General features: G+C 43.0%; 14 protein-coding genes. 8 read left to right on the forward strand and 6 right to left on the reverse strand.

Features of this window, described 5'->3' with window-relative positions:
- Nucleotides 1-87: 87 nt before the first annotated feature.
- Nucleotides 88-1,968, forward strand: coding sequence for a TonB-dependent receptor (locus N483_RS25395; RefSeq protein ID WP_023400347.1), 1,881 nt, complete (start codon nucleotides 88-90; stop codon nucleotides 1,966-1,968).
- Nucleotides 1,969-1,976: 8 nt separating this feature from the next.
- Nucleotides 1,977-2,492, forward strand: a complete 516-nt coding sequence (locus N483_RS25400; RefSeq protein ID WP_023400348.1) for a PepSY-associated TM helix domain-containing protein — start codon at nucleotides 1,977-1,979, stop codon at nucleotides 2,490-2,492.
- Between the two features lie 73 nt (nucleotides 2,493-2,565).
- Here N483_RS25400 and N483_RS25405 read toward each other — a convergent pair whose 3' ends face one another.
- Nucleotides 2,566-3,945: an alkaline phosphatase PhoX gene (locus N483_RS25405; RefSeq protein WP_036976698.1), complete on the reverse strand. Its 1,380-nt coding sequence runs from the start codon at nucleotides 3,943-3,945 to the stop codon at nucleotides 2,566-2,568.
- A 160-nt stretch (nucleotides 3,946-4,105) separates the two neighbouring features.
- On the opposite strand from N483_RS25405, the gene N483_RS25410 reads away from it, so the two are divergent.
- From N483_RS25410 to wrbA, 3 genes are all read left to right on the forward strand, one after another.
- Complete coding sequence (locus N483_RS25410) at nucleotides 4,106-4,594, forward strand: Fur family transcriptional regulator (RefSeq protein ID WP_023400350.1); 489 nt, start codon at nucleotides 4,106-4,108, stop codon at nucleotides 4,592-4,594.
- 65 nt (nucleotides 4,595-4,659) lie between these two features.
- Nucleotides 4,660-5,991, forward strand: a complete 1,332-nt coding sequence (locus tag N483_RS25415) for a dihydroorotase (RefSeq protein WP_023400351.1) — start codon at nucleotides 4,660-4,662, stop codon at nucleotides 5,989-5,991.
- A gap of 437 nt (nucleotides 5,992-6,428) precedes the next feature.
- Nucleotides 6,429-7,025, forward strand: coding sequence for an NAD(P)H:quinone oxidoreductase (wrbA, locus tag N483_RS25420; RefSeq protein WP_023400352.1), 597 nt, complete (start codon nucleotides 6,429-6,431; stop codon nucleotides 7,023-7,025).
- 208 nt (nucleotides 7,026-7,233) lie between these two features.
- Here the strand turns inward: wrbA and N483_RS25425 are convergent, their stop codons facing one another.
- From N483_RS25425 to N483_RS25440, 4 genes are all read right to left on the reverse strand, one after another.
- On the reverse strand, nucleotides 7,234-7,647 hold the full coding sequence (locus N483_RS25425; protein ID WP_023400353.1) for a hypothetical protein: 414 nt from the start codon (nucleotides 7,645-7,647) through the stop codon (nucleotides 7,234-7,236).
- Nucleotides 7,648-7,861: 214 nt separating this feature from the next.
- Nucleotides 7,862-8,728 (reverse strand): hypothetical protein, encoded by an 867-nt coding sequence (locus N483_RS25430; protein WP_036976700.1) that lies wholly within the window; start codon nucleotides 8,726-8,728, stop codon nucleotides 7,862-7,864.
- A gap of 563 nt (nucleotides 8,729-9,291) precedes the next feature.
- Nucleotides 9,292-10,155, reverse strand: a complete 864-nt coding sequence (locus N483_RS25435) for a bile acid:sodium symporter family protein (RefSeq protein ID WP_023400356.1) — start codon at nucleotides 10,153-10,155, stop codon at nucleotides 9,292-9,294.
- 138 nt (nucleotides 10,156-10,293) lie between these two features.
- Nucleotides 10,294-12,921 carry a TonB-dependent receptor domain-containing protein gene (locus tag N483_RS25440; RefSeq protein WP_023400357.1) on the reverse strand — a complete coding sequence of 876 codons (2,628 nt, stop codon included), beginning with the start codon at nucleotides 12,919-12,921 and terminating at the stop codon, nucleotides 10,294-10,296.
- A gap of 440 nt (nucleotides 12,922-13,361) precedes the next feature.
- Between N483_RS25440 and N483_RS25445 the strand changes: the two genes are divergently transcribed.
- Both N483_RS25445 and N483_RS25450 read left to right on the forward strand, forming a co-directional pair.
- A complete protein-coding gene (locus tag N483_RS25445; RefSeq protein WP_023400358.1) occupies nucleotides 13,362-13,970 on the forward strand; it encodes a hypothetical protein in 609 nt (202 codons plus the stop codon).
- A gap of 9 nt (nucleotides 13,971-13,979) precedes the next feature.
- Nucleotides 13,980-14,708, forward strand: a complete 729-nt coding sequence (locus N483_RS25450; protein WP_023400359.1) for a hypothetical protein — start codon at nucleotides 13,980-13,982, stop codon at nucleotides 14,706-14,708.
- Here the strand turns inward: N483_RS25450 and codB are convergent.
- Complete coding sequence (gene codB / locus N483_RS25455; RefSeq protein WP_023400360.1) at nucleotides 14,687-15,916, reverse strand: cytosine permease; 1,230 nt, start codon at nucleotides 15,914-15,916, stop codon at nucleotides 14,687-14,689. The two genes, N483_RS25450 and codB, sit on opposite strands and share 22 nt — an antisense overlap.
- Nucleotides 15,917-16,059: 143 nt before the next feature.
- On the opposite strand from codB, the gene N483_RS25460 reads away from it, so the two are divergent.
- A complete protein-coding gene (locus N483_RS25460) occupies nucleotides 16,060-17,292 on the forward strand; it encodes a DEAD/DEAH box helicase (protein WP_023400361.1) in 1,233 nt (410 codons plus the stop codon).
- The last annotated feature ends 13 nt before the right edge of the window (nucleotides 17,293-17,305 follow it).

The raw sequence follows: 17,305 nt of genomic DNA on the forward strand, positions 1-17,305 counted from the left end.
AGCCTTTTAATTAGTTAACAATGAAGAAGTCCTGATGAAACAACGATAACAAAACGCATAATGAGTTAATTGAGCTGTACCTTAACTATGAAAACGATAATTCCATTTTTTTGCCTTTGTGTGCCGGTGGTGGTAATTGCAAATGGTGAGCAACTTGAAGTCATCGAGATTTTAGCGCCAAAAGAATCTCTTACTATTGCCACATCCAATCATACCTCGTCGTATTTAGATGAGCGCTTTACTTTTTCTTTAAATAGGACCATTGCAGATCAGCTGACATCGCTCACTGGGGTGAGTTTAAACGGCCAAGGTGGTCAGTTTCAAAGTTATGCGATTAGAGGCTTCAGTCGTGGAAGAATACGTACTGAGATTGATGGCATTCCAATCATTACAGATAGGCGAGCAGGTAATTCGGCTTCGTTTATTTCCCCTGCGCTCTTTAATCTAGGGCATGTTATTAAAGGCCCAAGTTCGACGCTATATGGCTCCCAAGCCATGGGGGGGGTTATTAGTTTAAGTACAGAAATGCCCGATAAAACACAGCTCACGGTGTCTGGACAAAGTTATAACCAAGGTGTTGATTTGAATCTCAAGCATCAAAGCAATGACTTTACCGCAGCTATTGCATATCAACACGCGAACAATGCCCATGCGGCCAATGGGGATGAACTACATACACAATTTGAGCGGTTCTCTGGGTTGGTAAGATACAAATCCAAACATGATGGTTTTACCACAACTTATTCCTGGCTGCCTAGTTATGGTCGCGACATTGGTAAAAGTAACGCGAAATATCCTACTAAGCAGATCAGCGGCTATCCTGAAGAGCTGCATTCATTAGCGCAAGTGCATTTGAATGGCGATCAAGATTGGATGGCAAAGTTTTATCACCACTATCAAAATTGGGACAGCAGGACAGCTAGATTTGAACGTTATGATGGCCTGAGTCAGTATCAAAGCCACACGATTGGTGGCCAATGGTTGCAGCAAGTAACCATGGGGGAAAATGAAAGTCACTGGGGCATTGATTGGCTATCTCGAAAAGGTGTCAAAATTACCAGTGATTACGAGTTGCTCGAAGACACAAAAAACAGTAATTCAACCAGCATAAATAATGAGTTGAATGCAGAAGAAGATAACTTTGCATTGTATGGTAAAACACATTGGAATTGGGGTAAGGTTAATTTTGATTTTGGTTTGAGGTATGACTGGTTGACGCAGCAAAGCTTACAATCAGATGATACAACAGATAGTCGTTTGAATACCTCGTTTGCAGCCATGTTGCCTCTCTCGGATACGCTGGAATTAGGGCTGGACGTGGGCAGTGGGTTTCGCTATCCAACGTTATCAGAACGGCTGTTTTACGGTCAAACTCCCAGGGGCCTTATTGTTGGGAACCAGTCGCTCAAGCCAGAAACCAGTGTTGGTAAGCAGTTCTCACTAAACTGGCATGCGTCGGAGCAACTGAGCCTGTATAGCGCGCTTTATCACTACGACTTAGATAACTACATCGATCGCTACGAGACCCAAGCTGGTCATTTGAGTTATCGTAATTTAAATCAAGCTGAAATTGTTGGCTTTGAGGCTGAATTACGGTGGTATGCCAGTGACAACATAGAGCATATCTTTGCTTATCAGCGACAAAGCGGCGAGGATGGTAGTCAGCAAAAGCTTGATGATTTACACCCAAGAAAACTCAGCTGGACCTTATTAGTGAATTTTGGCAATTGGTCGTTGTCTAACTCCTACCGCCATACTTTTAAAGTGGATGAAGTGGGGGATTCTGAATTGTCGAGAGAATCTTTTACAGTATGGGATGTATCTCTTGCGCATCAACTTAACAGTCAGCAAACTGTTAATATCGGAGTTAATAACCTCACCAATGAGCGTTACTACGGGAGTCTGGATGAAGATGCCGCTTTGCAGCCAGAGCGCAGTTTTAAACTATCAACAAGTATGCAATTCTAAAAGAAACAATGAGCTTTAATAGAAAAAATAGAAGTATTCACAGGTGGGCGAGTTTTATTATTTCGTTGCCGTTACTTGTGATCATTATTACCGGTATTTTGTTGCTGGTAAGAAAAGAGTTTAGTTTTATTCAGCCGCCCTCGGCACAGGGAGTTGGTACTGTACCAACGCTAAGCTTTACGCAAATACTAACAGCTGCAAAGTCAGTCGACGCGGCTCAAATCGAGAGTTGGGATGATATTAACCGTTTGGATGTGAGACCAGCTAAAGGGATCACTAAAATTCGTAGCAACAATAAAATAGAAATTCAGATCGACAACCAAACCGGTGAAATTTTGCATGTCGCAAAACGTAACTCAGAATTAATCGAAAGCCTTCACGATGGCACCTTTTTTGAGAAAAATGCCAATATTTGGTTAATGTTACCTGTGTCCTTTGCGACCTTAGTGATTTCTGTAACAGGGCTAGTGCTGTTCTTTTTCCCCTACCTGAAAAGACGACGTAATAGACGACATCACGCGTAACGTTGAGGTGATTAAGTCTATTTTTGCACTGAGAGTGCGTCTTGCAGCCAGCGAAAACTGGCTGCAATAGTCCTTATCCCACACTGTGATAATTTTGCCAATCTCCGGTAATTGCTAGTGTTTTAGTCGGAGAGTAGACATTGACGAATAACGTTGTACCATCTGGAGAAAAGCAGGCTCCTGCCAATTCGGTAGTGGTTCGCAATTTAGCAAAAGGATAAACAGCTCCTTGTGGTGAAACGCCTCTCAAGTGGTTGCTTGGGTTGGATGTATACTGGTCCTCACATACCAGTAGGTGTCCTTGCGGTGTCACGGTCAGATTGTCGCCAAAGTCGTACAGGGATTTATCGCTACTTTCTAAAAACAGCTGAATTTGACCGGGCGAAGTAGCCTCTTTATCTGTGCCTTCGTATGCTGAGGGTTGATAGCGCATGATCTGGCCTAACTGTTTCCCGCCGCCATTTGTGCAGCAAAAGTACAGTTCATTGTCACCAAAATGGATCCCTTCTCCGCGTGCAAATACTGCTGCACCAAGGTCATATCCACGTATTCTAAGATCGTCTTCTGGGCTTTGCGGATTGTCTAGTGTTACCCATTCAGCTTCGTACCAATTTGAAAGCGGCATATTTTGTTGTTGCCAGTTTCGCGTGTCGAACTTATTTAGGCTTTTAAATACCAATGCTTGCAATATGCCACCTTGCGCAAGCCTACCTTTTTGGTGAGGTATAAAACGGTAAAAAAGGCCATCGCCTCTATCTTCAGTCAGGTAGATTATACCTGTTCTGGGATCTACTGCTGCGGCTTCATGGTTGAAGCGCCCCATGTCTACCAGTGGTATAGGGTCGCATAAACCAGGCTGGTCGACCGGGACTTCAAATATATAACCGTGATCTTTATCAATTTCACTGTCTGCTAAACGCACTGTTTCTTCGCAGCTTAGCCACGTACCCCAAGGTGTTGTTCCGCCAGCACAGTTACGAATGGTACCGACAAGACTGTAGTATTGTTGTTCGATTTGTTGTGTATCAAGGTTATAAACTAAGGTTGTGGTACCACCTGGCAGCGCGACGTCTTGGTTGAATGTATCGTAGGCTTTTTTTGTTCTATGTGCGGCAATATCTGATGCCGCATTTTGCAAATGTTTTGGACTTAGTTCATGGTTTCTAACCAAAGCAATACGATTGCTACTAAGAGCAATACAACCCATACCATCCGCGTTGTCAGGCACGCTCAAACCATCGTCCATTTTATCATTTAACGCAGAAATAACTTGATAACTAAATCCCTCTGGCAAGTCTAATAAACCTTTTGGGTCAGGGATAAGAGGACCATACCCCGTGGTAGTTGGGGTTGGCGTGATACCTTGTTTGCGTGCGCAACCTAGTATGCTGCTATTGAGGCCTAAAAATGCCAATGCCACGGTGCTTTTTGTGAATTGTCTACGTGTGACCATGCTTAATACTCCCAAAGCAATTAACGTAATAATCTTAACGGTGCTTAATGATGCTTTCGTGTCACTTGCCGTGATACACGAAAATAAGTACTTAATGTAGGTATTTTGTGATATGTTATACTGTAACATTAATTGCGGGGTGGCAAGGAAATTAGTCTATATGAGTCAAAAAAATAATAAAAATAACCAATCTGATGAGTTTGTGGAAATTTTTAATTACGCAGGAATCAAACCAACAGAGAAAAGAATCGCGATTTTCAAAGGCCTGAAGATGGCTGGTAAGGCTCTATCTCCCTACGAGTTAGTTCAATATTGTAAGCAGAATTTGGGCTTAACGCTGCCTGCTGTGTCGATCTATCGTATTCTCGACTTACTTGTTGCGGCAGATTTGGTGCACAAATTAGATACTGTGAACAAATATATCTGCTGCACACATATCGACTGCCATAAGCCTCACCCCCATACCCAGTTTTTAATTTGCTCCATGTGTCAAAAAGTAGAAGAAGTACATATGCCTGCTGATTTGATGGCACAACTGTCTGCGCAAATCCAATCTCATGGTTATCAGTTGAACTCACCCCAGTTTGAGTTTCAAGGTATTTGTACTGCTTGTCAGGCGCTGGAGGAAGGGCAAATGGCCAACGCTTAGTTAGTGACTAGCTTGCTGTATTGTCTAAATAGATTTTTTAACGCGTGTTTAAAGGTGAAGTAGAAATGGCGAATATCCTATTAAAAAATGCTCAGCTAATAAATGAAGGCAAAGTTGAGCGCTGTGATGTAAGAATTGTCGGGCAACGGATTGACAAAATTGCAGTTGATATTACACCTACAGGGATAGAGCAAGTTATTGACTTGAGAGGTGACTTCCTAATTCCCGGCATGATTGACGATCAGGTGCATTTCAGAGAACCAGGCTTAGATTGGAAAGGTACGATAGGAACAGAATCACGCGCCGCGGTAGCTGGTGGTATAACCAGCTTCATGGAGATGCCCAATGTGAGTCCTGCGACGACAGACAAGCTGGCAGTGATCCAAAAGCATCATATTGCTGCTGAGACATCTGTAGCAAACTACTCCTTTTACCTTGGCGCAACACCTGACAATCTAGATGAGATCAAGGCGTGTGATCCCAGTTTTGTATGTGGGGTAAAAGTATTTATGGGTGCATCAACGGGAGACTTGCTCGTTGAACATCCCAGCGCACTTGAAGCCATTTTTAGAGAATGTCCGGTGTTAATTGCGACCCACTGTGAAAAAGGTGATGTGATCAGTGACAACCTAGCTAGATTAGGAGGGAAGGATCTAACAATACAAGATCATCCGGTTATTCGTGATGCCAACGCCTGTTATCAGTCTTCTTCCTATGCTGTGAGCCTTGCAAAAAAATATGGCACACAGCTTCATGTACTGCATTTAACCACTGCCAAAGAACTAGATTTATTTGAGTCAGGACCGATTGATAACAAGCAAATTACTGCGGAAGCTTGTGTACACCACCTGTGGTTCAACCAAGACGATTATGAACGTTTAGGAAATTTAATAAAATGTAATCCAGCAATCAAAGCTGAATCGGATCGACTTGCTTTGATCAATGCGATAAATGATGGTCGTTTGGATATCATTGCGACCGACCACGCGCCACACACATGGGAAGAAAAGCAGCAAGCTTTTGCACAAGCGCCGGCTGGCTTACCTTTGGTTCAGCACGCTTTATTGACCTTGTTTGACCAAGTTAAGCGCGGCACCATGAGTTTGGCACAAGTGGTCGAAAAGACGGCTCACAACCCAGCCAAGCGTTATAAAGTTCAGCAGCGTGGTTTCGTTCGAGAGGGATATTTTGCTGACTTGGCAGTTGTGAGTGCAAAACCAGGTGAAGCTGTGCGCCACGATAACACCTTGTATCATTGTCAGTGGTCACCATTTGTTGGTCATCAGTTCTCTCATCAGATCCGCTATACCTTTGTAAATGGCCAATGTGTATATCAAGATGGTGCTGTAGTTGACGTGCCAAACAACGCCATGCCACTGGTTTTTGAGCGAGATTAATTTTTAGTTTTTATAGAGTGGTGGAAGTTCTATCACTCTCCTTTGTGATCATACAGAATGCACTGCCGTTTGTAGATGGCACCTCTGCGTATACCACTTACCGTTTTCCTCTATGCTTTTTTGGCGGATTTAAATTCACATGAGTGGGTCTAGTGGCCGATGCACTTATTGTGTGTACTTATCAACGCCTAATGTCGCCCAATTAAATTTCGTTTTTATAGTTCGAATATGACTTAAATAGCATTTTTATATTCTTTTTTTTGGAATGATGTGTGCTTTTTTTTGCGAAGCAGGCAATTTGCTCTTGGCTTAATCTATCTCTGTCGAGTTTGAATGGGTGTTGATTACACACCTATGACGAGGGAATAAAAATCGTGTTTGATTGGTTAAAAAATATTTTTGTCAGTCGCGAGATTGACTCAAGAGGAGAAAGAAAAATGACGAAGGTTTTAGTACTTTATTATTCAAGCTATGGTCATGTTGAAACGATGGCAAATGCTGTTGCACAAGGGGCGCAGTCGGTTGATGGAGTTGAAGTCTCGGTCAAGAGAGTACCTGAATTAATGCCTGATGAGGTGGCAAAAAGCGCGGGTGTTAAATTGGACCAAGGTGCGCAGCTCGCAACGCCTGCTGAACTTGAGCAGTATGATGCCATTATTTTTGGGACTCCGACGCGATTTGGCAATATGGCGTCACAAATGCGCAACTTTTTAGATCAAACAGGCGGGCTTTGGGCTGGTGGAAAACTTATTGGTAAAGTGGGCAGTGTATTTACATCGACAGGCACTGGCGGGGGTAATGAAACCACAATTCAATCATTTCATACTACGTTATTTCACCACGGTATGGTGGTGGTTGGTCTGCCGTATGCGGCACCAGAGCTAACGGATATTTCAGAAGTCAAAGGTGGCTCGCCATTGGGAGCTGCCTGTATTGCTGGTGCCGATGGCAGTAGAGCGCCTTCAGAAAAAGAAATAGCTCTAGCGCAATTTCAAGGCAAACACGTTGCCAGCATTGCTACTCAATTGAGTTAGGGGTTAGTAGGCAAGGGCGCGGTAATTGCGCCTTTTTAGCGTTCTATCGACAGAGCAGGGCTGCGTTGTCATGCTTATAATTTTGGCAAGTCTTGCACAGATCAGAAAGTGTTAAGCAAGAATACCCACCATGAAAAGTGACTTTTTGGCCATTGGAAAAGGGGGATTTAGACAATATACTGAAATACAAAGTTGTTTTTCTCTCAATCTATTTAAACAGCGCTTTGAATTGGTCCCAAATACCTAATGACTCATTTGGAAAAAGGTCAATACCGAGCCAAGACTTAAACAAATAAAGGATCGCCATAACAAGCCCCAGTGTTATCAATCCAACAAGGGTCAAAAGAGTCAAAAATATCAGTGCAGCGGTGAAGCGCTCTGTGGAGCTCAAGCTGCGTTTATTCACCCCTCCAAGCAAAACAAAATAGAAGCTCCAAGGCAAAAATGGCAGTGCAAGTGTCGGTCTAAAATCAATTTTATGATTATTCCATCCGCGAGTATTGATGACTTTGTCCAGTGCTTTTCGCTGTTTGTACGTAAAGCTCGCCGCAGCTTCAGGGTCCATTTTACTAAGCAACTGTTTGACATGCGTATGCCGTTGCTTGGATTTATGTAGTGTCATCGCGCCTCCATAGCAATAAAGTCAGGTGAAAATGCCGTGTCTGTTAATACTTTTAAATGGGTTTGGTACACCCAGTCATCACATATCAATAATAGTCGTTAATCCCACACAAAACCTTATTGTGAACTACTCTTTGAGATTGTAGGCCTTCAACATAATAAGCAGAATTGTTTGATGTTGTGGCCGCTCTTTTCATTATTGGCACCCGTAAAAATTAAAACCCCAGCGCCTGATCAACTTTGTTTTTAAACTTACGCAACATGATTGAAGCTTTAGATGGGATCTCTGTTTTTGCCGAATAATCAAGTGGCTTTAGCTGAGGAAGATCTCCTTTGCGAGTGAAGGGAATTGTTTTGATTGAGAGATTGTTATTAAAATGACTACCAAAAAGGTATGACAAAGCTGGGCTAATACCATTTAAGATAGTTCGTGCGCGTTTAAATTCATCAAGCTGTACTCTCGAATTCGCCCAGCCATTGGTCTGCAAGGATAATTTTAATATTCGTTGTTTTACTGATGAGTTGTGCTCATTTAGACGGTGGTATAAATCTCGGTTCCATAAGAAGCAAGTACCTTTGCGGCCAGTTAAGTTGCAGCAACTTAGATTACTTTCGAGTGGCCCAGTTTCATATCCAGGGATGACTTCAAAAGCGCCATCATTAGTGTGCTTTACATCAGTCAAGTAAATGTATATCGAGAATGGCCTACAGCCATAAACTGACTTAATATTGGGATCGCGTTCACCCCTGTGCCAACCATCAAAATCACTATAATAATTGTTGCTGACAATATGATCCCAATCTATTTCCATACAATGACATTGAAATAGCACGGGGCAAGGGTCCAGTACTGTGATGGCACTAAGCAACTTTGTAGATATTACTTCATTGAGAATACCAAGATCCAATAGCTCATTCGATTGCACGTAGCTAGGTTCTTCAGATTTACGGCTTTGAAAAATGGGGTCTAAAAGGTGATTCCAGCGGTCAATTGTTTTTTGTGAATACATAGTTTGAAACGCTAATAACCCGTGTTTCAAATACATTGTCTGCAGCGACAGCTCTCTTTTATCTAGTTTCATTATGGTTGACCCCACATTGTGCCTAGAGTAACAACAAGTAGAAGAACAGATGACGTTCAGACCACACAGGTAACAGATACAAAAAAGTTTATACAAATCGCATCATGTGTTCGCTTGTTGCGTGGCTTACGTTTAGGTTGTTTCTCTGTGGTTGCACTTTTGATCTCATGATTTATACACAAGAGTGCGAAACCTGTGCCATAATTCACTTTTATATAAGTATCTATATATCAGTGCTTTATTTTTTTTCTTCTTTAAGGTTTAACGAAAAGTTGGTTCGAATTTGCAAAACGAAAACTAAAAGTAGAAACGTAAAAGTCCTTGATTGAATGCTGATAAAACAGTCTCAAACTACTATTTTTGAACTGAGAAACGGACATGCTCAAAGTAGTTTTACAAATCAGCAGTGCTAGGCCCAAAACTTGGCAGACACATCTCCCGGTGACATATGCAGATCTCTTATCACTGGATTTTGTTGAACGAAGATATGGTGTTGGGAACCTACCAAAGCGCATGAGAGCGCTTTGGTAGTATTGTTTTTGATTTCAGGGCCAATCTGGTGGTCAGCTTGTTTTATGTTTTTTGATTACCCAAGCTGTAAACACTCCCGCACTGATAAACATAAACAATCCGTATATGCTTGGCGCAATTGACATGACTTCATTACCTAACAGGCTGGTCGTTACTAACAGTGCCAGTGTGCCATTTTGAAGTCCAACTTCGAGCGTAATCGTGCGAGTTTGAGTGTCATTGTGCAGTAAAGTTGCGGCGATTACATACCCTGCGATCATTGAGATCAGGTTCAGTAGTACCACTGCGGGGCCAGCCATGATTAAGTAATCGACCAGCTTAGATCCCAGTTTAAAGCAGATACTGACGATAACGAGAAGCAGTACTGCGATAGAGAACCAGCTAATATATGGACTCGCTTTTTTAGCAAATTCAGGCCATTTTGCATTAATGCTCATACCAATAAGTACTGGCAGTACACCCACGACTATGAGCTGTAACCAAGCCTTTAAGATTGGGAACTCAATTACATTGCCATTTTGACCATAGTGGCTAATCGCCCATGCTGCCAAAAATGGCAAGGTGAAGGGTGTTATAAAGCCAACCACAGCGGTTAAAGATACCGAAAGTCCGACATCCCCTTTTGCTAAGTATGAATAGAGGTTTGAAGTAGTACCGCCGGGGCACAATGACAAGATAAACAGACCAATAGCAAGTTCTCCTGTTAAGCCCGTGATGGCGATGGTAGCGATGGCCAATAATGGCAAAACAGCAAGCTGGCAAAAAGCACCGATGAAAAAGCTTTTAGGCTGCAATAAAACACGTTTAAAATCATCAGGCTTAAGGCTTAGTCCTACGCCCGCCATAATGAATATTAGCGCGACTGGTAAACCTATTTCGATTAAAGCGGGTGGCATTTATTAGTCCTTGTTTGAGGTGAAACGCACTTATCTTAACAAGTGAATAGACATGTCGTCACATCCAAATTAGACAGGTACGATGTGATAAAAGCGAGGAGGTATTGGTGACAAGTGAACACTTGTCACCATAAGGGGTTAGAATTGATAAGAGACTTTTACGTAGCCACGCCTACCGACAGTGTCGTACGTAAATACGTCAGTATTGGCATCATTCCAAGACGTTAAGAAGGGGGGTCGCTTGTCAAATAGGTTGTCGATACCAAATGCCAGAGTCAACGAGTCCGAAGCGCTATAACCAACTTGCATATCGTGATATGTCACGCTAGGGACTTGGCTGCCAATTGGACCGCCGCCATTTTCATCTTCAGCGTTGCCTATGTATTGGATGCTGTAAATGCCTTGCCACTGTCCAAGGTTTACAGTTGCAGCAAGGTGAGATTTCCATTTTGCAAAAATTCCTCTATCAGACGTTATTTTCCCTAGTAGCACTTCAGTTTCCGCGCCTTCAAAAGCAGTATTGTTGTGCTTCAATAGGCGGGTTGTATCCCAATTGATCCGATACGAAACATCCTGATATGTTGAGGTTAAGTTGATATTTAAATCTATGCCAGAAACCTCTTCACTGGCTGCATTCATTGGGCGCTTTTCAAGTTTAACAACTTGGTATGTTGTAGAGTCGCGGGTTACATTGTCACAGTAAGCTTGATAGGCAACAGGATCGCTGTAGCACAGACGCAGCATGTTAGATCCGGATACAGCATTGATAGCATTGTCTACATTAATGTCAAAATAATCCAACGAGACTGAAAACAACGTATTTTGATAAACAACACCCAGTGTAAAAGTATTTGCAGTTTCTGCATCAACATCCGGGTTACCACCAACGCCGGTGCGAACGGTTGAACCATCTTGTACAAACCCGTTGGGTACGCCCGCCGCTATGCAGTTATGTAATAGTGAACCTGTAGCACCATCGCAGGGGTCTACCGTGATGAGGTTCTCTATATTTGTACCGCCAAACTGTTCGGTGATAGTGGGGGTTCTAAAGGCACTGGAGCGCACGCCTCTTAACAGCCACTGGTCGTTGACACGCCAAGTTAAACCGAGTTTATACGTGGTTTCAGCATCAAAATCTTGGTAGTCAGAGTAGCGCAGCGCAATGTCCGTCTTTACTGATTGAGCATAAGGCAGCTCACCTAACACTGGGATAGACAATTCTACAAATGCTTCTGTGACTTCTGAGTTACCCGCGATGGCATCTTCCTCGTTATTGCGTATCGCGATGGCATCAGGGTTGCGCCACCCCTTTTCTTTACGCATGGAAAGGCCTGTGGCAAATGCCATTGTCCCGGATTGCAGCTCGGCGATATCACCATTTAAGTCAACACTGAAAGATTGAAGCTGATTGCCGCCAGTCCCTTCGCGTTGATATGTGACATAGTTTATGACATCAGGAGTGAGCTCTGCGACGCCAAAGTAATCCCCGCAGGGAATCGCGGCGCCTGCTTGTGTACTGCAAATATCTGCATTGAGGGTTTGTGCAACTCGGTCATCGTCAAAATCATAGCGCCAGCCATCTGTGCCTGTATTTTTTCCCCAGTTGTAACTCGCTTGCCAAAGCCAATTATTTGATAGCTCCCCGGACAAAGAAAAGGTCAATTGGGTGGTATTGGTCTTTTGATAAAACTCTGGGTTTGGCACTTCAACATTTCGGCGGCGCTTTAAAGTAAGATCTTGCCCAGTCGGGTTGTAGGCAAAATATTTTGATACTTCCACAGACTGGAAGCTTCTCGGTGTGACAACTTGGTCCGATTGACGGTTGGCATAAAGTATCGACGTATCGAATTGGACCGACTCTGAAAGCTCAGCAGAGATAAATGTTGCCAGATTAAGGCGTTCCATCGGGCTGTATGAATTAAGTGTGCTAAACCAGTTATAGCCATGTTTACGATTGTCATAGTGCTCAAAGTGGTCGCCATTTTGTCCACCAGTTTGATTAAACTGCACTTCTTGGCCATCGGCCAATAAGGCCCGACCGCCTACGGTTGTGCCTGATAAAGTACAAACTAGCTCGCCATTTTCTTCTGTTAGGGGGCAGTGGTTACGGGTTGATTGAAGGGCGTTACCATTGTCTACATAATTGATATTGACTGTAACGTGGCTTTTTTCAAAGCGTCTGCCGAAAGAAAGGTTGAGCTCAGCATTTTCGGCATCTTTTTTACTGCTTTGACCGGCTTTGACAATGAGTTTCGTACCCTCGAAGTTTGACTTGGTAATTATGTTAACAACACCTGCAACAGCATCTGCGCCATAGATGGCGGAAGCACCGCCTTTGAGGATGTCGATGCGCTCAATCAAGCCCATTGGGATCATATTTAAATCTGGACTGTCATTAGCGCCTGTACCGCCAGCAACAACACGATTGCCATTGAGTAAAACTAGGGTGCGTTTTATCCCTAAACCGCGTAAATTTACTTGTGCAGTAGCATAGCCATTACTGGTCCAGTAGGCGTTGGTGGCGTTTCCAGCGGGACCTGCTGAGGCACTTAGACTTTGTAGTACTTCTTCTATATTAGATACACCAGTGGCGGCAAGATCTTCAGATGAGAGAGTGGTTATAGGGCTTGCGGATTCCAAATCAATATTTTGAATCTTTGAGCCGGTGACAGAAAAACGTTCAATTTGTGTGGTTTGTTGTGCAAAAACACAATGTGAAAGGCCTAGGCCCAAAAGCGTAAGAGAAATTTTAGAATACAAAAACATTAAGACAACTCACGAAAAAAACTGCGGCGAGTATAAAGAACTTAAGCGCCATTGAGATGTGACAAATTGTCGCACTTTCCGTTTTTTTCTTTATGTGTAAACAACATACGAAACCATTCATTTGAATTGTTAATTTTGGAATAATCGGTTGTGATCTAAAAAATAATCTAAAAGCTTTATTTATTTGTCATAGTATATCTAATTAGTTGTTTAAATATCTTCAGTCTATTTTTTAAACGGCTTGATATTTCTATAAAGACAGTGGCTTTATACCGCAGTTAAATCATGTTCCTTTTTTAGTTTTTAAAGTGCTTACATTTCATAATGTTGTTTTATTTCATGTTAATTTGTGGCGTTTCTCATCGATTTTCACCTCTTGTTTTGTTGTTCTTTTGGCAATAGAATGCGGCGCTTTTATACTATTGGGATGAAGTGAAAACATGATTAGAACCTCGAAAAAGACACTATTAGCTGTGCTTTCATGTGTAGGGCTGCTTTCTGCATGTACTGAAGGGACCGGAGAAGATGAGACGACGGTTGATTTAAGTAGCAGTGGGAACAGCTGTAATTTAACCGAGTTGATCTCTGATGCTGATCGAAAAGCTGCAAATGCTTGTGGGGTTCAAGCGTCATCTCAAATCGCTAATGCGGATGTGTATTTTACCGCAGCAATGAATGCCTGCCGAAGTGGTGAAACAGGTACGGATCCTGAAACTGGCCGTACAACCACTTACAAAGATACATATGACGTATACAAAAAAGCAGCAAATTACGCGCTGACAGTTGTTGATCAAATGAATTGTGGCAGCAACTCTACGGGTAATTCTGGCGGTGGGATCCAGTTGCCAGACAATCAACCTGACCAATACAACCTGTGTGTAGGTTACATTGAAGATGGTAAAAAAGCCCTTGCATCATGTTTTGGTCCGGTTAAAAAGTTTGATACTCAGTGTGGTGATAACAGAATTAACTACCTAAAAAGCTTCGACTCTTCAGCAAGCTGTATCTCTGAACGAGACACGTGGCTGAAAAATGCATTTAACAGCTAGTAGCTACCCGTGAACATAAAAAGCTTGATCGTTTTTTCACTGGGCTTGTTTGCGGGAGTTCTCCTGAGTGGGCTGTGGTTTAAGTCAGCCCCTCAAACGCAAGCAATTGCGATAGCTGAAACAGCTTCAAAACCTGTGCAGGATACGCTAACGCCAAGCTGTACGGATCCAAAAAAGTTACCACCAGTACAACACAAGACAAAGACTGTACCTGATGTGTTATCGACAGCATCTAGTTTTGCTTTGAAGTTTGCAAGCGACGAAGAAATTGTTCAGTTTGCTTTGCAGCAAGGGATTTTAGACCAAGACAGTATCGAACGGATATCTGACATAAAACAAGCGGCAGAGCGACTCAGTAAGATAGCGCTGGGTGAAAATCATGATGATGATGTAGAAATGCTTAACCATGGACCTTCACGTGTTTACTTCAGTAATGGAGAGGAGGGACTTGCAGGGTATGCCAATCAAAATGAATTTGACGCTGAGGTGAAAAAGGTTACTGCTACCTTTGAAACTGGCGCAGATCATGGCCACAAAGTGTTGGTTAAATGGTTTAATAAAGACACAAATCAAATGCTTGCGTTTAAGAATATATCAATAAAGTCTTCGGATCGTTTGCACTATATCAACATGTCTCGAAACCAGTGGCAAAGTGGAGAGTATCGTGTTGAAATATATGCTATCTCAGATGACTTTCCGATGCTCTCCAGCGGTAATTATTTTGTCCGCGCCAATTGATTTGTATAGCACCATGTTGCGAGATAAAAGCTTAACGCACTGGCAATGACAGCATTGATTGGCACGATCCCTGGCAAACTATGGCCTGCCGCTACCCCGATGAGAACACTGGTAATAGCCAACCAATTAACATTTTTGTTTTTTGCAATGTCAACGTCCTTATATTGTGTTTTGTGGGTAAAATAGTGAGTGATGATGACGCCACCGATGGGAGGGATTGCGGCGGACAAAAATACCAACCAGTCGACAAAATGATTGTATAACCAAAGTGCACAAATTGTCCCTATGATGCCATTGAACACACTGAGGTATTGACTCGGAAGTCCCGTAATATTTGCAAACCCAAGCCCAGATGCATACAGCGCATTGTCATTAGTAGTCCAAATGTTTAAGCCCAATACAATGATGGCAGGGAGGATCAGGCCTTGTAGCATCAGCACCTCGGAAATATCTGATTTGCCTGTTGCTGCGGCCCCAGCCCCGCCAAAAACAAACATTAAACTGTTGCCAATTAAAAATGCCACAATCGTGATTATCACCGCTTTTTTGGTGCTTTTTCCAAAACGCATAAAATCTGCTGTAAGTGTGCCTGCCGAGATAAATGAACCCACCACTAAAGTGATCGCTTGAGTCTGGCTAAGCGGTGCTGCAATTGGTTGCGAGGCCAAAGCTGATAGACCTCCAGCGCCGTCAACGGCCAGCCAAACGGAAAAGCCGCCAAGCAATGTGATTGCCGGAACAGCGATGGCGGAGAGTACCACAAGTGCTGAAATTCCGATGTAAGCCGTGATTGTCATCAGTATGCCAGCACCAAGAATTAACCAATTCATGTCAATTCCTGTAATTTTATTGACCGGGAGTGCAAACATGGCAACTCCGACGCCAAACCAACCGACTTGAGTTCCAGCAAGTAGGGCTGAAGGTAACCATGATCCTTTAATACCAAAAGAAAAGCGCGCTAGTAAATGGGTTGAAAGACCTGTTTTAGCCCCGATATAAGCCAAAAATGCAGTATAGAAGGCTAAGATAAGGTTTCCTATTAAAACTGCTGTAAAAAAGTCACTGGGAGACAATCCGACCCCGAGTTTACCGCCAGTCCACATACTTGCAGAAAAAAAGGTGAGGCCAAGCATCAGCATTGTCATTGCAACAGAGGAGCGTCGCGCTGCAGTTGGTACTGGGTTCAATTCGAATTCATGGGTCGCCATTGGTACTCCAATTAACTGAGTGATGACTAAGTGTAAAATGCAAATGCAGCACAAATATGGAGAGCGGTTGCCTCTGCGGTGTACACAAGGGTTGCTCAGTTTTGCTATACTGCGCGCATCTTTGGCAGTACTTATAGGCTATCATGTCTTTTCAATCTTTAAATCTTGCAGATGAATTAAACCAAGCTTTAGCGCACTTAGAATTCACTGAACCAACACAAATTCAAGCGTTGAGTATCCCACTTATTTTGCAAGGTAAAGACTTACTTGCAACTGCACAGACAGGAACAGGGAAAACAGCTGCATTTATGCTGCCTATTTTAAATAGTTTAGTGCAGAGTGACTTTGCTACCTCTGCTGTTCGTGCATTGGTTTTGGCTCCCACAAGAGAGCTGGCTCAGCAAGTTGCAAAAGATACAAAACGTTTGGCCAAGTTTAGTCATCTCAAGGTCGCTTGTTTATATGGCGGCGCAAATATTGGACCGCAAGAAAAGACCTTAAAAGAAGGGGTTGATATTGTTGTTGCTACACCTGGACGTCTACTGGACCATATGATCAAAGGCACCTTGTCTTTGAATGCCATTACCCATCTAGTATTTGATGAAGCGGACCGCATGCTGGATATGGGGTTCATTGGTGAAATTAAGCGCATTATGCGTAAAATGCCTGAAAAACGACAAACAATGCTGTTTTCTGCAACCATGGATGACAGTATTTTATCTCAGGTGAAAATGTGGTTGAACACCCCTGAACGTGTTGGTGTTGAACAGCAAAACAGCACCGCGGATAATGTGGAGCAGATATTTTATGCGGTTGATGAAGATAGAAAGCGTGAGTTGATTGCCTACTTAATTGGTAAGAATAACTGGCAGCAAGTGTTGGTATTTACCCGCACTAAAAAAGCAGCAGATGATTATGCCAGCGAGCTAAACAAAGACGGGTTGGCAACATTAGCCATTCATGGTGATAAATCTCAAGGGGCACGTGAGCGTGCGTTAGAGCAATTTAAATCAGGAAAAACACGGGTATTGGTGGCAACTGATGTCGCTGCACGAGGTATTGATATCAAAGCACTAAGCTACGTAATTAACGCAGAGCTTCCCTATGTTGCAGAAGACTATATTCACCGTATCGGGCGTACTGGTCGTGCAGGAAATAGCGGTCAGTCGATCTCTTTAGTGAGTATTGATGAGCAATGGCTACTGGAAGAAATCGAAGTATTGCTAGATACCAGATTAACACCTCAGTGGTTAACGGGTTATGAGCCTGATTTGACAAAAGAGCCTAAAGACAACCGTAAAAATACCAGCAAGTCGAGGAAACAACGAGACAAGAAACGGATTCTGGGGCAGCGAACAAGGCGAAGAAAAAAATAAGCAGCCGTCCGAG

It is taken from the genome of Pseudoalteromonas luteoviolacea NCIMB 1944, assembly GCF_001625565.1.
GTDB lineage: Bacteria > Pseudomonadota > Gammaproteobacteria > Enterobacterales > Alteromonadaceae > Pseudoalteromonas > Pseudoalteromonas luteoviolacea_F.